This is a genomic window from Vibrio sp. CyArs1 (assembly GCF_022432925.1).
Taxonomy (GTDB): Bacteria; Pseudomonadota; Gammaproteobacteria; order Enterobacterales; family Vibrionaceae; genus Vibrio; species Vibrio mediterranei.
On the sequence record NZ_JAKRBO010000002.1, the window covers coordinates 785,975 to 803,573 of the forward strand.

A 17,599-nucleotide genomic window follows, 5' to 3' on the forward strand; every position below is an offset into this window, starting at 1 on the left:
AAATTAGAATTCAGCTTTAGCACCAAGAGCGAAGCCTACATCGTTTGTTTTGTAGTTATTATTCGCATCTTTACTATATCCGTTGTTGCCGCCGACTTCCGCGTAAACTGTAGCACTTGGCGCAATCTTATAACCTGCGTTTAAGAACCAGCCAGTAGTAGAATCTGCAGTGTCAGTAGAGCCATCCGCGCTTGTATAAGTTTCTTTGTCAAAAGTTGCGTACTGAAGACCTGCTGCTAGTACAACTTTATCGATAGTATAATCTGCTGCTAGACCGTAGATGTTCGTTGTCTTATCTGCTTGATTGTTTAAATTATAGTAACCCGCTTCGATGTTTAGGTTTTCTACCCCTGCCCAACCAGCTTCTAACGCGTAAAGGGTTTCGTCGGTAGAACCAGAAACAGCAGTACCGTCGATTACACCTTTGAATGTAGCCTTACCATAGAAAGCACGCACATCGAAATCAGCAAAACGAGCACCTAGCTTAGCATCGACCATATTGCCATCTGTACCCAGACCTGCATCATCGTTTTTATCTTGCTTGTACGCAAGAGCACCGTAGAAGTTGCCTTTATCCAAATCGTAGCGAACACTCTCATCCGCACCAAATGGAGACTCGTTAGAGAAGAATGCATCAAAACCAAATTGGTAATCTGAACCAATACCTGCGTCATCTAGTACCGAGTCTAAACGACCAAACTTCACAGAACCATAAGTCGCTGAGTATACAGCAACATATGTGTTTCCTACTAATGCATTCTTGTTTTCGCCCTTAGTAACGTCTGAGCTAGCACCGTCAAACTCCCAATAACCACCAAACTGCAGGTCATCGTTAAGTGCATAACGAACATCAAATCCAAAATCAGCATCTTGGATCTGTTGTTCCATTTCTTGGTCAACACCGATACCTTGAAGATAAACAACTTCAATATCGCCTTTCAAGTTAACCGTTACTTTGTCTTGATTATAAATTTCGATACCTGCTTGCGCAGAACCCGCTGCTAGTACAGCTAGAGCTACTAGAGTTTTTTTCATGATAATCCACTGCCTTTTCTTAGATGGGAATTCCTTTTCGGTTCCCTTTTTTAATATATGTGACGTCTAAATCTTCCTTCAGAACGACAACCTTTTGTCCTTTGGTTGATTCAGCGTCTTTAAATCTCGAAACCAAGAATGCAAAAGTTATCAGACAATGTCAAACACTCTAAACGAAATAAATAAATATATGTAAAATCATTAAATTCAACAACTTACAGAATTCATCGTGATGTATCGCAAATTTTTTGAACACCTTTCGATTGCAACGCTAGTCTTGTTTTTAGGTAACATTCATAAATATAATTCTATAAATAGTGGAAATCGCATACACTAGACAGAATTTTATTCGTTACAACTATGTTTTTTGGCGTTTTATATTTTTTATCATGCAAAAAATATAACCTAATGTGAAAGTTCACTTATTTTTTGTGACTTTGATCTAAATACCCACACTATATACGACTGCTTTTGAGCATATTTTTCACTAGCTAAAGTGTGCTACACTCGCTCGTCGTCAATTTAGGGCTGTTTATGCTTACCCGTAAAATCCAACAATCCATTCGCCAGAGTTATCAAAACCTTCAGAATCAGCTAGAAAACTTTGTTCCGCGTCGAGCTCAGAACTACCTTGTTTCAGAGATCGCTAAAACACTTTGTGGCCAGTATCACAAATCAACTCGTATGATTGTTGCAGAAGCAGGTACCGGGATTGGAAAAAGTCTGTCTTATTTAATGGCAGCTATACCTGTTGCCGTTCAAAATAATCGTAAGGTGGTTATTTCTACCGCAACAGTCGCCTTGCAAGAACAGTTACTTGATAAGGATTTGCCACTGTTCCGACGTATTACCGATCAAAACTTCTCTTTTATTATTGCTAAAGGAAGACAGCGTTATTGCTGCGCCGAGAAATTGGCCGTGGCATGCGGTGCCGATGGTGGTCAAATGGCCATGTTTGAAAGTAAGCCTAAAAAATCTGATATCGAACAGCTTCAACTCATGTACGAGAAGCTAGCTCAAGGTAAATGGGAAGGAGACAGAGACTCCTGGCCGAAGCCCATTGATGATGTCATTTGGCAAACCATCGTTAGCGAAAAGCACAGCTGCAATAACAGTTTACCTGCTCACCGAGGCTGCCCATTCGCTAAAGCGCGTTCTGAACTTGATAAAAACGATGTCATTATTGCCAACCATAGTTTGGTAATGGCGGACGCAGACCTTGGTGGCGGCGTCATCCTCCCAGATCCCGAAAATACCATCTTTATCTTCGATGAAGCTCACCATCTACCGCACGTAGCTAGAGACCATGCATCCGCAGCGGCTACTTTAAAGGGTGCCGCCTCTTGGTTAGAAAGATTGAATCAGTCTGCGAGTAAGTTCTCTGGTTTAGCCGATGAAAAGCGAGTGGGTCGTTTTCGTAATGAACTGCAGGATTCCATACAACAACTCATTCCACTATTAAATGAGGTCAACACTTATTGCTCTGGTCTTCCATTTGAAGAAGAAAGCTGTCGTTTCGAGAATGGCGAGTTACCCAGCTGGCTAGAAGAGCAGTCTAAAGCACTCAAACAGTTTTCTCAAAAAGGCGCACAAGCATCGGCGAAAATTGCTGACCTCATTTCAGAAAGACTCAAAGACGGAGAGGTTTCAGCCAAACTAGCCGAACCCGCTTTAGCCGAATTGGGTTTCTATATTCAGCGATTTGATAATCTAGCTGCGGTATGGCGACTCATGGCCGAGCCTAAAAAAGAGAAAGGTGCACCATTGGCACGCTGGGTAGAAAAAAGCAAAGAGCGTGAGGGTGACTACGTAATCAGTGTCGCGCCTCTTGAGGTAGGCTGGCAATTAGATCAGCAGTTATGGTCTCGATGTGTAGGCGCCGTCCTTGTTTCAGCGACGATGCGTGCACTCAATTCCTTCGCTTTTTTCTGTAACCAAGCAGGTATCAGTCAGAAATCTGAAGATGGCGTCCAATTTTTAGCTTTAGCGTCACCTTTTAATTATGCAGAACAAGCAGAGCTTATTGTGCCCAAAATGCGTAATGAACCGCAGGCCCCTCAGTTTACTGAAGAGTTGACTGAAAAGCTGTTCGACTTTATTCAGGACGGCAAAAGTAATTTAGTGCTGTTTTCCTCTTATTGGCAAATGAATAAAGTTGCCGATGAGGTGCGATCGAAATTCGCTCTAAAAGGTTGGCATCTGCAGATTCAAGGCGAGAAATCACGTACAGAAATTCTAAATAAACATAAAACACTGACTCAATGTCAAAAAACCAGTGTGCTTTTTGGAACAGGAAGCTTTTCTGAAGGGCTCGACTTACCAGGGGAGCTACTAGAGAACTTGATTATCACTAAAATACCTTTTGCGGTGCCGACTTCTCCCATCGAGCAAGCACACTCCGAATATATAGAGAGCAAAGGTGGCAATCCATTTCTTCAGATTACAGTTCCAGAGGCGAGTAAAAAACTGATACAATCTGCAGGCCGTTTGCTACGTAAAGAAAGAGACTGTGGAACTCTCTATATTCTCGATAGGCGAATCGTCACAAAAAGGTATGGCAAGTCTCTGCTCGATTCCCTACCCCCTTTTAAAAGAACAATAGAATACTAAGGTCTCAAATCTCGATGGAATTTATCGAACCTAGCATGTTGGTTATTTTGGCGCTTGTCGCCTTTGCTGCAGGCTTTATTGACGCGGTCGCAGGCGGCGGCGGAATGCTAACGGTACCTGCACTGCTATCGCTAGGGCTTCCTCCACACATAGCACTCGGTACTAACAAGCTAGCAGCTACGTTTGCCTCATCTACCGCAGCGTTTACCTACTATCGCAAAAGGTTATTTAGCCCTGAATGCTGGTATCGAGCTTTTATTGCGACACTCATCGGCGCGACTATTGGTACTCTCGTTGTTGATATGATCAGCACCGAATGGTTAGAAAAGATCCTACCTCTTATTATTCTTGCCGCAGCGCTCTACACGGTTTTTCAAAAAGCACCTCAAGGCGATGAACAGAACAAGGTCCATGTAGGCTGTCCAAAGTTTAATCGAAAGCAGTACTTACAAGGGCTGTCTTTAGGCTTTTACGATGGTGTTGCCGGTCCCGGCACTGGTGCATTCTGGACCGTCAGTTCAATGGCTTTATATAGACTGAACATTTTATTCGCTTCCGGTCTATCAAAAGCGATGAACTTCACCAGTAACTTTACCTCATTGATAACATTTGCAGTATTAGGCCATATTAATTGGGTCTTGGGCTTAACCATGGGGCTGTGTTTAATGGCTGGTGCTTATATCGGCGCACATTCCGCTATTCGATTTGGTGCTAAGTTCATTCGACCTATCTTTGTTACCGTTGTAAGCATTCTGGCCATCAAACTGGCGTATGATGCTTGGTTATAATTTGGTCGAAGAGAAAGAGGAGCTGCAATGAAATTATCTGAAGTTAAAGCTCGACTAGAACAACTCCATCAAGATGCTCAAGAGTTTGATTTTAAGAATCGTGGTCATAAAAAGCCACTGTTTGATGAACACCTTTTCTCCATTTCCAACATACTGCTTCAACCTTGCGTTATAGAAGCCGAGCGAACCTTAGATAAAATCATCACATTGAGTAAACAAGGTATTAGCACCTCTTCTTCAGAAATTTGGGTGACAAAGTTTACCGAGCAGCTTGAAGCGATTGAGCGAGTCTTACTCATTGCTAATACACCCACTGATACTGCTTTAGAAAGCAAATCCCTTGAACAACTGAGAGCTGACCTTAGACAACATCAAGTTTGGGAACAAAAGTTGTGCACTCTTGTGAGGCAACAAGAACAGTGTTTGACAGATGATCAAACTACCAAACTACAACTTATCTCGACCGAACAACGTTTACAACGCTGCCGCAATGCTATGAATGCGATTCAGCACACCATCAATCAAAAGATGAGGTTTATATAATGTCTTCTGAATCTGGGCTCGATAACGCACCTGAAGAAATCAAACTTGCCGTTGATCTTATCTTTCTACTGGAAAGTAATGAGGTTGATCCTAAAGTGGCACTCAAGGCGCTAGAAATCGTGAAAAGCGATCTATTAAGAAAAGTGGAGAACTCTTAGGCCAAAATCTCTACCCAAACTTCATAAGCCGAAAAAAAAGCCTTCTAATAAGAAGGCTTTTTGGTATTTCTTTACGCTGTTGCTTGTTCAACTAACTTTTCAGCGTCATCTAATCGTTTATTCTCACCAAAACCGCGAAGACCGACAACATGAACATGTTCGTGATCTTTGAACACTTTACGCACCAATTTGTACGTCGTCCCTTTTTCTGGGCTGATGTTCTCCGGTGCGGCAATGAGTAGCTGCATCCCTTGGCGGTCACAAAGTTCAAATAATGTCGCAATGGATTTAGCATCAAGACGCGCAGCCTCATCCAGGAACAGTAAACGACAAGGCAAGATATCTTTGCTACGTAAACGACGCGATTCTTCTTCCCAGCTTTGCACTACCATTAACAGAATTGACTGACCTGTACCGATAGCTTCACCTGTCGATAGTGCGCCCGACTCTGCCTGTAACCAGCCATCAGAACCACGGTTAACTTCGACACTGAGCTCAAGATAGTTTCTATAGTCTAGTAACTCTTCACCCAGTACTTGCGGAGAGCGTTGCCCCATATCGATATGTGGGTTAACACGCTGGAACAACTTAGCCATCGCTTCAGAGAAGGTATAACGCGTTGTCTCGAACAAGTCTTTGTGCTCAGCCGTTAAAGCTACTAACAATTGCTCATGGCTCTCACGAATCTTGACATTAAGTCTTACGCCTTTCACTTGACCGAAATGAATATTCGATAGACCTTGGTTAAGCATACGAATTCGATTCTGCTCGCGCTGAATCGTTTTCTTGATGATGCTTGATACCGATTCCGAACTAATAGCCAAACGGTTTTCGCGTTGCGTCAGTTCTTCGGTCAAGCGAGCCAGCTCTACTTCCATCTCTTCAATAGCTTCTACCGGATCATCGGTGCGGATGATATCCTGACGGATGCGCTCTCTCAGATGTTGGTATACAGCGATATAGAACAGGACTTTGCGTTCTGGTTTTGAAGTATCTTCCGACTGACGCAGTGAATCACGCAAGTCTTCATTATCAGCGACCGCCAAACGCAGTGCACCCAATGACTTATCCGACATTGAACGCAATTCACCAGCACTCATGTAGGCGAGTTCACGTTTGTGTAATCGACGTTCTACGTCATTAGCTTTGGCTAGACGTAATACGCTGCACCATCCCGCTTTTGCTGCTACCACATAGGTACGTAACTCAACGTACTCCTTCTGAACCTTTTTCAGACGTTTCGCCAAACCTTTCATTTCAAGTTCAGTGGACGTCATGGTTTTCTCGTATTCGCTCTTACGAGTACGAGATGTTTGCAACGCTAACTGAAGCTCATTACGACGCTGCTCTGCGCGTTCCAATGCAGATTCATCAGGGACAATACCGTATTCCTGAAGCTCTGCTCTAAACTCTTGAACCGTTTCCAGCTTAGCTTGATGGGAACTCTTAAGAGACGCCAGTACTTGGTTGTATTGGTTAGCTTGCTCCTGAACTTGCTTTAAGCCTTCGCGCAAACGAGCACGCGTTGATTCAGCTTGCACCAACTTTGCTTTAAGTTGCTCACTAAGTTCACTACTTTGATTCAACATATTTATGGAATCAGCATAAGCAAAGTAAGGACGACGCTCAGCCAAATCGGCAACGGCAAAGATCTGAGCTTTTAATGCTTGTAGATTTTTGTCCGCAGATTGGTATTGCTCAGTTAACGCTTCAAACTGTTCAGGGTCACTATCCAACGCATTGACCACACTAGACAGTTTTTCTAATGCGGAACCATGTTGATTAACATACGCTTTCGCTGAGGTTAGCTGTTCCATTTGCGATTTCAACTCTGCAAATCGCTCAACCAATGTCTCATCAAACAAAACATTTGATGAAATCGCCAATCGATCAAGTAAACCAACCGATTGTTTTGTCGCCACCAGCTGCGCGTTGATCTGCTGTTCACGTTGTTTGTGATCGCTTAGCTCACGAGTTACAGCACTTCGTTGCTCACGCAGACGCGCCAGCTGTACTTCAGGGTCGGATTCAAATGCTAACTGCATATGCTGTGCTGCGAAAGCATTGAATGCTTGGTATAGACGTTGCAGCTTTTGAGCATCAAACGCCGCTTTCGCGTGTTTTTCAACGGTCTCCTCACGTTGTTCACGCAGTAGCTCCAAACGCTGTTCACGCGCCGCTCGGCCAAATAGAGGGATCTTCGGAAAACGCGAGTAACGTAACTGTCTTTCATTAAGCTGTACGCACACTGCACCATCTAATTCGTCAGCATCAAATGAACTATCATCAAATGCATCGATGTCGCCTTCGATGATGTACAGATCTTCAGGGCAGTCATCAAGCTCTACCAGCTTTTCTTTAATTCCGTCAAGGTTTGACACTACAATCGCGTGACGAGCAGGACCATACATTGCGCTAAAGTACGGCGCATCATCAATAGTAATGTCATCGTAAATCTCAGAGAGAAGCACGCCACCCAGTGTATCAGCCAAACCTTTCAAGCGAGGATCATTTGAACCACCTGGGGACGCAAGACGTTCAATCTCAAGATCAAGTTCTTCACGACGTTTCGCTAGTGAGTCGCGTTCAAATGAGGTCTTACGTTCGTTATCATTCACTTCCTGCATTGAGCTGATAACGTCCGCTCGATCTGTCAGTTTCAGACCACTTTGCTCTCTTAACTCTTCTAGTGCATTGTATGACTTAATCCATTGAGGAGCATAACGTTCAAGTTTACTAATTTCAGAAACAAGTTCCTGTTCGCGCTGCTTCGCGTCACTTGATGATTCACGTAACTGCTCAAGTCGTTGCTCGCCTTCTAGCACTTTTTCGCGCTGACGCTCCGCTTCTATCTCAATATCCATTTCATTGGCTATTGTGACGCCAACACTCTGGAGGTCGTTCACCAGTTGCTGAGCTTGCTCTTGACGTTCAATATTCTTTTCAGTATCGCGGAACTGTGCTCGTAGCTGAGGTTCATTGCCAAGCAGTTGACGCTGCTCATCCACTTGCTTTAACGCTAGTCTTGCGGCGCTTGCTGCTTTATTGCGAGGTACATCGCCTGCAAATTGCTGGACGAGTTCTAATGCAAGTTCAAACTGCTTCGCCGCAGCAGAAGACATATCCAGCTTATGCTTAAATTCCAGCAATTGAGTAGTACGTTCTGCTTCTTCAGTTTTCAGTTGAGTTAGCTTAGTCGCAGCACCGTCTTGCTCAAGAGTATCATCATCAAGCAACTCACGCGCTTTCTCTAACGCTTGGACCGCCTGCTGATATTGCAGCGCGCGCGTCTGTTGCACATCCAGTGCTTGTTGGTAATCTGCGAGCTGCGTTTTTAAGCTATCCACTTCTTCTTCAGCGAATGTCGCTTGCTCTTCTGCGGCTAACTTGCGTTCGGTGGCCTCTTCAACCACCATCATTTGCTCTTCAAGACGCTCGTTGAGCTCCTCAAGATCTTCCTGATAACGTTCGATCTTCTCTTGTTGGCGCAAAGCATTTTGAACCAACAGTAAGTAATCTTGCGCGCCTTGATAATCTTGTTCGAGCCCAGATTCGCTTTCGAGAAGCATAGACAATTCTTGCTGAACCTTGTTGAGCAATTCATTCTGTGCAATCAAGGTCTGTCTTGAGCCAAACAACTCATTGCGCATCGCCATTGTATTTTCGAGCTTATTACGGCGCTCATTGGCATGGCGCATGTAATCTGCAGCAACATAGTTCGTTGATTCGGTGATTAGGTGCTTGAACAGGTCGCGGTCGGCTTGCGTCGTTTTGATTGCTTCTAGGGTCAAACGGTTTTCGCGCAGTGCCGATTCCATATCTTGGAATGCTTTTTTCACGCCACCATTTTGAGGCAATAGATAGTCACGAAGCGAGCGAGTAATGGCGCTTGAAATACCACCATATAGCGAGGCTTCAATCAGGCGATAAAACTTCGAGCGGTCGCTGCTATTGCGCAATTTCTTTGGCAAGACACCAAACTCAAACATCTGCGCATGATAATCAACAATAGAATTAAACGCCTTAAAGTGAACGCCTTCCATACCACTGACCGCATCTTTCACTTCATTGATTTGGCGGACACGAGCATGGTTGTCAGACACTGCTTCAATTAGGATATCGGTCGGCTTAACGCTGCTTGGCAAACCTTGAACAATAAACGGTTTAATATCGACTTTTTTATCTCGTCCAGCAACTTGCTGCAACTTAACCACGAACAAGACTCGTTGATTGCGTGAGTTCACAACGTCGAGTGCCGAGTAACATGTACCTGGTTGCAGCTTACCGTATAGGCCTTTGTCTCTCGATGCCTGAGAACTGCCGGCTTCTGTCGTATTTCTAAAGTGAAGCAAGCTTTGGTCGGGGATCAGAGCCGTGATGAATGACGCCATTGTAGTAGATTTGCCCGCACCGTTACCTCCAGATAACGTGGTCACTAGGCTATCAATGTCAAAAGTACGCGCGAAAAAGCCGTTCCAGTTGACCATCGTCATTGATTGATACTTACCTCTTTCAATCATACGTCAGCCTCCTGATCATCTTGCTGAATATCCAATTGTTCGGTTAACTCTGTCTCTTTCACTTCTTCGTTAGGAATTAAGCTACCTTGTGATGGTGCTTGAGTATGCGCTACCGCTTCACCATCGCGAATTAGTCTCAATTGAGCATCACGCATATCGTCACCAACCCGAACGTCGGCACCAAAGCGGAACACCGCCTCACTGATACGGAACTTACCAGTATCGCCAATAGAGATCGTCATACCTAGGCGGCGTAGACGTCGTAAAGACGTACGTACTTTTTCAAACAGTTTTTCTTTATCGAGATCCGATCCTGTTGCGCGATTAGTGACGAGGCGCATCAGTTTCTTTTCATCAGCGAGTGCCAATAACTCGTCATACAGTTCTTGATTGGTAAAGATGCCTTCATGAGCTAGACGCTCTGGGCTTAAATACAAAAAGCACAGTACTTTGCCCACCAGCATATCTAATTCTGACAACACACTTCGACCGATTAACGTGGTCGAACGAGGGCGTAAATAGAAGAATCCTTCAGGCGCTTTCACCAATTCGGTGTTATAACGCTGATAGAAACTCGCCAGTTCCACATCAAAATCACACAAAAGGGCGTGATTATCCATGTCCTCTGAGGAGATGTGTTTACCCGCACGAAGTGCACTATCTAGTGCAGGAAAAAGCGGATTTGTTATCGCTTTTGCCAGTTTTTCTGACATGTATTCGTCAATATTTGTCGATGACATTTGCTTGTACCTTTGCACCAAAATCGTTGATAGCTTGCCAATCTGGTTGAATGGCTGAGTAATCGGATTGGGAGTAGCCCAACCGAACTGCTTGATCCACAACGATTCTTGCGAGATCGAAATGATGGGTGTATGGGTGTGCTGCAAGATAATCTCGAAGCACTATGCCTAAATCAATTGGAGCACCCTGCTCTTTATGCACTTTCAGCATGTCTCCAATACGTTCGGCTAGTTCATCATTTACTTGTTCAAATTCTTCATATTCCACTTCAAGTGGCACAGCTCCCGTCACTTCGTCATTACGAAGCACCAAAGCTTCATCACGAAGATCTGTGAGTTTTTCTGCGTCGACATAGGTTAAATACCATGGCGCATCAAAGTAGTCCGTTACTGACTGGCGAAGTCTTTGGCTGAATGCACGGTTTTGATCCATATCGATCGCAGTACGAATAAATTTATGTACGTGACGATCGTAACCAATCCATAAATCGATCGCTTGCTGACCCCAGCTAATGATTCGATCCAGCTTCATTTGCAAGCCAAAGAGCGCCTCTCCCACAAACTCAAGCTCATCGTCACCATAGACGATCTCTTGGATATCTAGAATTTGAGTTTGTAGCTCATCCCCAGCTGCTTGCAGAGTATCTTGAAGCTCACGAAGATTCGCGGAGGTTTCAGACAGCAAAGCTTCGCAATTGTTGATCGCTTCTCGCCAGTCTTTATTGAGTAGCTCTGCGATTTGCACTTTGACTGACTGCTGCTGTTCATCCATAACTCGTTGGTTCAAATCAATCTGGTCGAAGATTTCACCCACTGAGTATTTCAAAACGCCAAATACGTTCTTGCGCCAGTGACCAACCGTTCCGCCTTCTTGAGCCGCGAGAATGGCTTTCGCCATTTCATCCGCCACCATTGAAAGCTGGATAGAGAGTCTGAGCTTGGAGAACTCACGATGCCTGACGTAGTAATCCGTAATGCCAATCGCAAGTGGACTGAGACGGTAGATGCTCGCGCCATCGTTTACCTCACTGGTAAAACGACTTAGCAGCCTCTGTTTAACTAATTCATTAATTGCATTATTGGCACGAAACGCGGTCGCTTCGCCCGTTTGCTCGAACTGTTGGGTGACGATCTTAAACGCATCATGCAGTTCCCCTTCCCCAAGTTCTTCATCAAATCTTTCATTACTCAATACCGCAATGGATATGAGAAATGCCAACCGTTCAGTGGAAAGATTCAATGCAAAATCATGCTGTTTGACCCAGCCGACAAGTTCATCAATCGGTCGGTCATCTGCAATCAGAGTGTTATCACTCATGGTCTTTCCTGTTATTGTTTTTTCCTCGCCCATACATGTATGTATCGGCCCATGGAGAGATAGGGTTCTTGGCGACACAGCTGCTGTTCTATTTTTAGAACATCTTCAGCGGTGTAGTCTCCCATGTATTGCATATTGCCAATGTAATCACTGAATGAGCGAATGCCAGATTTGCCACATATTTCAAATCCCGCATCCTCTATCCATTGATACACTTCCTCTGGCTTCAGCCCTTTTTGTGGCTGAAGCTTAAATCTTTTTCTATGCGGCATGCCTTCAAGTACATGAGGAATATTGCCACATATGACGTTCTTAAATACCAATCCATGATGATTGTAAAACATGACAGAAGCGATACCACCAGGTTTCACTTGCTGCAAAACCGCTTCTAGAGCGGGTCTAGGTTCAGCTAACCATTCCATAACGGCATGAAACAACACCAGGTCTACTGGTTGACTCATATGTTCTGCAATACGCTGTACTGGACTATGTATCCAGCGATATTGCGAGAGTAGCCCGTTTTTTTCAACATCTGCCTTGGCCAACTTGAGCATTTCAGAAGAGAGGTCACACAATGTGATCTTGTGTCCTCTCTCAGCAATTCGTTGCGAAACTTGCCCTAATCCACCACCTGCATCTAAAACTTCTAGTTTTTTTCTTGTATCATCCAGCGCAGCGAGAGCTTGGGTTAAGTCTTCCCAAACAATAGTTTGGCGGATTTCACCCTTCTCTGAGCCGTAAATATTTTTTGCAAATTTGTGGGCGATATCGTCGAAATTTCGGTCTTGCATCACGGTATATTGAGTTAAGATAACCAGTTGTACAGCTATTCTGTCATATAAGTGACAGGAATAAAGGGGCAACTCCCTTTTTTAGCGTTAAGTGGTGTTTTTTCGGACTATTATTCTATGTTTGAGCTGAAAAAGGTTGTGTCTTCATTACTAATGCCTTTACCTGCCATGTTAATTCTTGGCTTCTTGGGCTTAGTTCTCATCATGTTTACGGCACGCCGTAAACTAGGAAGCCTGATTATTCTCGTGTCTCTGTGTGGGACTTTTCTTATTTCATTCCAACCCTTATCTAGCCGCCTGTTAATGCCACTTGAGCGCCAATACAGTGCGTTCTTACCCATTAATGAAACCATCGACTACGTGATGGTCCTTGGTGGTGGGCACGTGGTCGACGACCAAATTCCGCCCACTTCAGAACTGAGCCGAGCTTCATTAATGCGCTTAAGTGAAGGTATCCGGATTCTCAGAATGTATCCAGGCGCTAAATTAATTCTATCTGGTTATGATGGTGGTACCGGTGTCAGTCACGCTAGAACCATGGCGAAAGTTGCCCTTGCTTTAGGTATTGCTAAACCGGATATCATTTTGTTGGAAACAGCAAAAGAGACATGGGAAGAAGCCCGACAAGCTGCTGGATTCGTGCAAAATAAGAAGCTGGTTTTGGTGACGTCAGCTAGCCATATGAAGCGCGCTATGCACGAATTTGAAGCTGCAGGCTTAAACCCACTCCCGGCGCCAACTAACTTCCTAGCACAAAAAGACATCGACCAAGCATGGCAGAAATATACGCCATCATCTCGCTACTTGGAGCAAACTGAGCGGTACTGGCACGAGACCATGGGGTTAATATGGCAAAACCTTCGTGATTGGGTGGCTAACGAAGGTAACCAAGAGTTTTTACCTTCCGTTTCTGAGTTAGAGTCTTCTGAGGGTGTAGATAAGATCACTGAGCAAGACATTGAAGCGCAGCTTGCTCCTGAAGAACCGCAAGAAGCCGCAAACGCTCAATAAAAGTCAGGCACAAAAGAAAACGCCACACTTATAAAGTGAGGCGTTTTTTTCGACTATTCAAAAAGTCTGGTTGCAACGGACTTTATGTCATGATTGCAACAGAATAGAAAGCTAATCACCGGCGAACATATACCCTTCACCGTGAACAGTAATGAAAATCTGTGGGTTCTTCGGATCCAGCTCCATCTTCGCACGCATGCGACGAATTAAAACATCAATAGTGCGGTCGTTTGGCGCGTCAACTCGATGGCTAATCATATTAAGTATACGCTCTCGGCTAAGTACCTGGTTAGGATATGCCGATAGTGCTACTAAGAGTTCGTACTCTGCCTTAGTGAGTTTTACTGGCTCTCCATTGTTACTTAGCGAACGGCGTTGCTTGTCAAACACCCATTCACCAAAGTAAATCAAGTTCTCATTCTGCACCGATTCTTCAATAATAGGTTGTTTTCTGGCTAGAGAAATACGCCATAGCAAATTTTTGACGCGGACTAGGAGTTCCCTCAATTCGAATGGTTTCGTCACATAATCATCTGCGCCCATTTCCAAACCAACGATACGGTCGATACTATCTGTGCGACCCGTCACTAGAATGATGCCAATATCCGATTGACTTCTTAATTCACGCGTTAGCATCAGTCCATCTTCTTTCGGCAAGTTGATGTCTAACATCACCAAGTCGATGCTGGCTTCCTGTAGAATCTGACGCATTTGTTCGCCGCTCTCCGCTTCACTCACCAAGTAACCTTCACTTTCGAAGTAACCCGCTAGTTTGCTGCGCGTAACGACATCATCTTCCACTACTAGTACGTGATATTTCATGTCTTTCTATCTCAATCTTTCAATGACAGAGTCATTCTATTCATAATTAGTCACAATTCTAGCCTACATTGACGTGAATTGAAGAAAACTTGCTTTTTCTTGATTCAAAACAAATAGAAATCTTAACTTCAGATATGCAACAGAGATTTATCCAAAAACCTTGTTCCACATGACCATATCTTCACAACCCTTCATTTTTTATCTTTTTTTTTCACATCAATGATTACTGTTGTTCATCTTTATTAGCTAAAATAGAGATAACACTTTTGGAGATAAGAAAATGCAAGAAATCAAAGCATTTAACGAACAACGTGCTGAATTATACTGGTGGCTTTCGAGCCTCTTTGCTAGAGAACTAACCACAGAAGAACTCGAGAAATATCAAAGCCCAGATATACGCGCTTTCCTTACTGGACTGGGTGAAAACCCAACACTATCAGCTCCTATCGCCTCTATGGTCGACGCACTAAACAGACTGCAAGTAAGAGAAGATGCCCAACTTGAGTTGTCTGCTGATTTTTGTGATCTGTTTTTGAAAACAGATAAGCATGGGGCGCTACCTTATGCTTCTTTATATATTGGTGAGTCAGGTCTGTTAAACGACAAACCCGCTCAAGTGATGTCAGAGTTGCTTGCGGAGCACAATATTGCGGTAACTGAAAACTTAAACGAACCAGCGGATCATTTGGCTATTGAGCTCGATTTTCTCGGGAACCTCATTATTCGTTCCAACGAATTAGAGTCAGAAGCTCACATGAATGAGGCGATGGAGCAGCAAGCAGAGTTTATTGAACAACACCTGCTAACTTGGGTGCCACAATTCGTGACTAAATGTCAGCAGCACGATGAGTTTGGTTTTTACGCCGCGGTATCAACAGTACTTCAAGCACTCATCAAGCTAGATCTTGATTACTTAAAAGGTGATCAAGCCTAAGATTTTGAGGCGCATGTACTGTTTATCACTCACCGTTACAGACAAAAGTGCGCCTTATCTATAAATTTGTTGTATAAGTGATTGCTTGTATCAATGGGGAAGACTACAATCCGCCGTTTAAATGCAAAAGCCGCTTTGGTATTCAACAAGCACAATAATAATCTGTCGAACTGTTGAACCAAACCGCTGAAAAGCGGTTTTTTCATTCAGAATGCACTACTTATTAGGAACCCATATATTGGCTTCCAGAATTCGAAGCGGTATTGGCTATTAATAGCACTCCGCGATAAAAGGATATAGCTATGGCAACAATCAAAGATGTCGCCCGTCTGGCTGGCGTTTCAACGACCACCGTTTCTCACGTAATTAATAAAACTCGTTTTGTAGCAGAAGCCACACAAGAAAAAGTGATGGCAGCGGTAGATGAACTTAACTATGCACCAAGTGCGGTTGCTCGTAGTTTGAAATGTAACTCGACCAAAACGATTGGAATGCTTGTCACTCAATCTACAAACTTGTTCTTCTCGGAAGTCATCGACGGTGTTGAAAGCTACTGCTATCGCCAAGGCTATACTTTAATCCTATGTAACACGGGTGGTGTCTACGAGAAACAGCGCGACTATATTCGCATGCTCGCAGAAAAACGTGTTGATGGCATTTTGGTTATGTGCTCCGACTTAACTGAAGAGCTACTAGAAATGCTAGACCGTCATTCAGATATTCCGAAAGTGATTATGGACTGGGGCCCAGAAAGCTCTCAAGCCGACAAGATCATTGATAACTCGGAAGAAGGCGGCTATCTCGCAACTAAATATCTGATCGATAACGGTCATACTGACATTGCATGCTTGAGCGGACACCTAGAGAAAGCCGTTTGCCAAGAGCGTATTGTCGGCTATCAGCGTGCTCTAGCGGAAGCGGGTATTGAGATGAAAGATGACCGAATCTTAGAAGGTAACTTCGAATGTGATACGGCCGTGATTGCCGCTAACCGTATTGCAGCAATGGAAGTTCGTCCAACTGCCGTATTCTGCTTCAACGACACCATGGCATTCGGTTTAATGAGTCGCCTGCAACAATTAGGTGTAAAAGTTCCAGAAGATATTTCCGTTATCGGTTATGACAATATCGAATTGGCTGAGTATTTCTCTCCACCACTGACAACAGTGCACCAACCGAAGCGTCGTGTAGGTAAGAATGCGTTTGAGATTCTTCTAGAACGAATCAAAGATAAAGGTCACGAAAAACGCATTTTCGAAATGCACCCTGAGATTGTAGAACGTGATTCTGTCAAAAAACTCACATAATCCTGAAAAAAGTGCCTTTCTAGGCACTTTTTTTTGATCCTCATCCAATAAACTGAACGCTTTATTGTTTGTTTCGACACACTCTCCCGCACAAATCCCAATCGATTATCTGAAGCAATATCACACTTTTACCATACAACCGTCATAGATATGAGTCATTTTCATTTATTCTAAATATGTCACGCACAGGGCAAACCACTTGAAAGGGTGGGACGCAAAGCCACCGGCCTAAACCAAATTTATTTGATAGGTAGCGGGGTTACCGATGGCAAAGGTATTAGCATTCTTTTGGTTTACCGCTAACAGAAGGCTGACACCCGTTTGCTATACTCTCGGACCTGATTTTGGTGACACAATCAATAACACCGAGAAAAGAATAAGCATGGACAATCCTATACTAAAAAACTCGATGCAATTGTTCGCTCAGCTTGGAAGAGTTAAGTCTCGTTCTATGTTTGGTGGATTTGGTATCTTTATTGACGATACCATGTTTGCATTAGCAGTGAATAACAAATTACATATCAGAACTAACCGTCAGACGATCGCTAAATTTAAGCAACTTGGCTACAAGCCATACGTTTATAAGAAGCGTGGGTTCCCCGTTGTCACTAAGTATTTCGCACTCCCTGAGGACTGTTGGCAAGATCAGGATGTTATCTTGACGCATGCTCGCTCTGCCTTAGAGTTCGCAAAAACAGAAAAAGTGCAACAGTCGGAAACAAAACCCAATCGACTCAAAGATTTACCTAATTTAAGACTGGCTACTGAGCGTATGCTTAAGAAAGCTGGAATTGAATCGGTATACGATCTGCAAGAGCAAGGTTCTGTGGAGGCTTTTAAAGCAATCCAACGAACTCACTCAAATACTGTAGGTCTTGAGTTACTTTGGGCGCTAGAGGGTGCCATTAATGGCACGCACTGGTCCGTGATTCCGCAAAATAAAAGAGAAGAATTGGCCAGTCTTATAAACTAGCCCTTATCGCTCTATACAAAAAATCAGCCTAACGGCTGATTTTTTTAGT

General features: G+C 43.8%; 14 protein-coding genes and 1 riboswitch. Of the genes, 8 read left to right on the plus strand and 6 right to left on the minus strand.

The window, feature by feature from the left end:
- Positions 1 to 3: 3 nt before the first annotated feature.
- On the minus strand, positions 4 to 1,035 hold the full coding sequence (locus MMA19_RS10280) for a porin (protein ID WP_240206141.1): 1,032 nt from the start codon (positions 1,033 to 1,035) through the stop codon (positions 4 to 6).
- 534 nt (positions 1,036 to 1,569) lie between these two features.
- Between MMA19_RS10280 and dinG the strand changes: the two genes are divergently transcribed.
- From dinG to rsmS, 4 genes are read left to right on the plus strand one after another with little or no spacing between them, the layout of a single operon-like run.
- Positions 1,570 to 3,645, plus strand: coding sequence for an ATP-dependent DNA helicase DinG (dinG, locus tag MMA19_RS10285; RefSeq protein ID WP_240206142.1), 2,076 nt, complete (start codon positions 1,570 to 1,572; stop codon positions 3,643 to 3,645).
- Between the two features lie 14 nt (positions 3,646 to 3,659).
- Positions 3,660 to 4,433 (plus strand): TSUP family transporter, encoded by a 774-nt coding sequence (locus MMA19_RS10290; protein WP_006074961.1) that lies wholly within the window; start codon positions 3,660 to 3,662, stop codon positions 4,431 to 4,433.
- Positions 4,434 to 4,460: 27 nt separating this feature from the next.
- Positions 4,461 to 4,976, plus strand: coding sequence for a primosomal replication protein PriC (gene priC, locus MMA19_RS10295; RefSeq protein WP_240206143.1), 516 nt, complete (start codon positions 4,461 to 4,463; stop codon positions 4,974 to 4,976).
- Positions 4,976 to 5,134, plus strand: a complete 159-nt coding sequence (gene rsmS, locus MMA19_RS10300; protein ID WP_081875874.1) for a pleiotropic regulatory protein RsmS — start codon at positions 4,976 to 4,978, stop codon at positions 5,132 to 5,134. The genes priC and rsmS overlap by 1 nt, the downstream gene beginning before the upstream one ends.
- Before the next feature lie 71 nt (positions 5,135 to 5,205).
- Here rsmS and mukB read toward each other — a convergent pair whose 3' ends face one another.
- The 4 genes from mukB to cmoM are packed head-to-tail and all read right to left on the minus strand — an operon-like array spanning position 5,206 to position 12,506.
- On the minus strand, positions 5,206 to 9,654 hold the full coding sequence (gene mukB / locus MMA19_RS10305; RefSeq protein WP_240206144.1) for a chromosome partition protein MukB: 4,449 nt from the start codon (positions 9,652 to 9,654) through the stop codon (positions 5,206 to 5,208).
- Positions 9,651 to 10,394, minus strand: a complete 744-nt coding sequence (mukE, locus tag MMA19_RS10310; RefSeq protein ID WP_006074957.1) for a chromosome partition protein MukE — start codon at positions 10,392 to 10,394, stop codon at positions 9,651 to 9,653. Before mukE ends, mukB begins: the two co-directional genes overlap by 4 nt.
- Positions 10,375 to 11,712, minus strand: a complete 1,338-nt coding sequence (gene mukF, locus MMA19_RS10315; protein ID WP_240206145.1) for a chromosome partition protein MukF — start codon at positions 11,710 to 11,712, stop codon at positions 10,375 to 10,377. The genes mukE and mukF overlap by 20 nt, the downstream gene beginning before the upstream one ends.
- Before the next feature lie 11 nt (positions 11,713 to 11,723).
- Positions 11,724 to 12,506, minus strand: a complete 783-nt coding sequence (cmoM, locus tag MMA19_RS10320; RefSeq protein WP_038223139.1) for a tRNA uridine 5-oxyacetic acid(34) methyltransferase CmoM — start codon at positions 12,504 to 12,506, stop codon at positions 11,724 to 11,726.
- A 48-nt stretch (positions 12,507 to 12,554) separates the two neighbouring features.
- Here cmoM and elyC point away from each other — a divergent pair, with 48 nt between their 5' ends.
- Positions 12,555 to 13,514, plus strand: a complete 960-nt coding sequence (gene elyC / locus MMA19_RS10325) for an envelope biogenesis factor ElyC (protein WP_346657531.1) — start codon at positions 12,555 to 12,557, stop codon at positions 13,512 to 13,514.
- Between the two features lie 111 nt (positions 13,515 to 13,625).
- On the opposite strand, the gene torR is transcribed toward elyC, so the two are convergent.
- Entirely contained in the window at positions 13,626 to 14,336 is a 711-nt protein-coding gene (torR, locus tag MMA19_RS10330; RefSeq protein WP_006074953.1) for a two-component system response regulator TorR, read from the minus strand.
- A gap of 280 nt (positions 14,337 to 14,616) precedes the next feature.
- On the opposite strand from torR, the gene torD reads away from it, so the two are divergent.
- The 3 genes from torD (at position 14,617) to MMA19_RS10345 (ending at position 17,550) form a co-directional block, all read left to right on the plus strand.
- Positions 14,617 to 15,270, plus strand: coding sequence for a molecular chaperone TorD (gene torD, locus MMA19_RS10335; RefSeq protein ID WP_006074952.1), 654 nt, complete (start codon positions 14,617 to 14,619; stop codon positions 15,268 to 15,270).
- Between the two features lie 302 nt (positions 15,271 to 15,572).
- Positions 15,573 to 16,577, plus strand: a complete 1,005-nt coding sequence (gene purR / locus MMA19_RS10340) for an HTH-type transcriptional repressor PurR (RefSeq protein ID WP_006074951.1) — start codon at positions 15,573 to 15,575, stop codon at positions 16,575 to 16,577.
- Positions 16,578 to 16,756: 179 nt separating this feature from the next.
- Positions 16,757 to 16,844, plus strand: a riboswitch (cyclic di-GMP riboswitch).
- 115 nt (positions 16,845 to 16,959) lie between these two features.
- Positions 16,960 to 17,550: a TfoX/Sxy family DNA transformation protein gene (locus MMA19_RS10345; protein ID WP_006074950.1), complete on the plus strand. Its 591-nt coding sequence runs from the start codon at positions 16,960 to 16,962 to the stop codon at positions 17,548 to 17,550.
- Positions 17,551 to 17,599 lie beyond the last annotated feature (49 nt).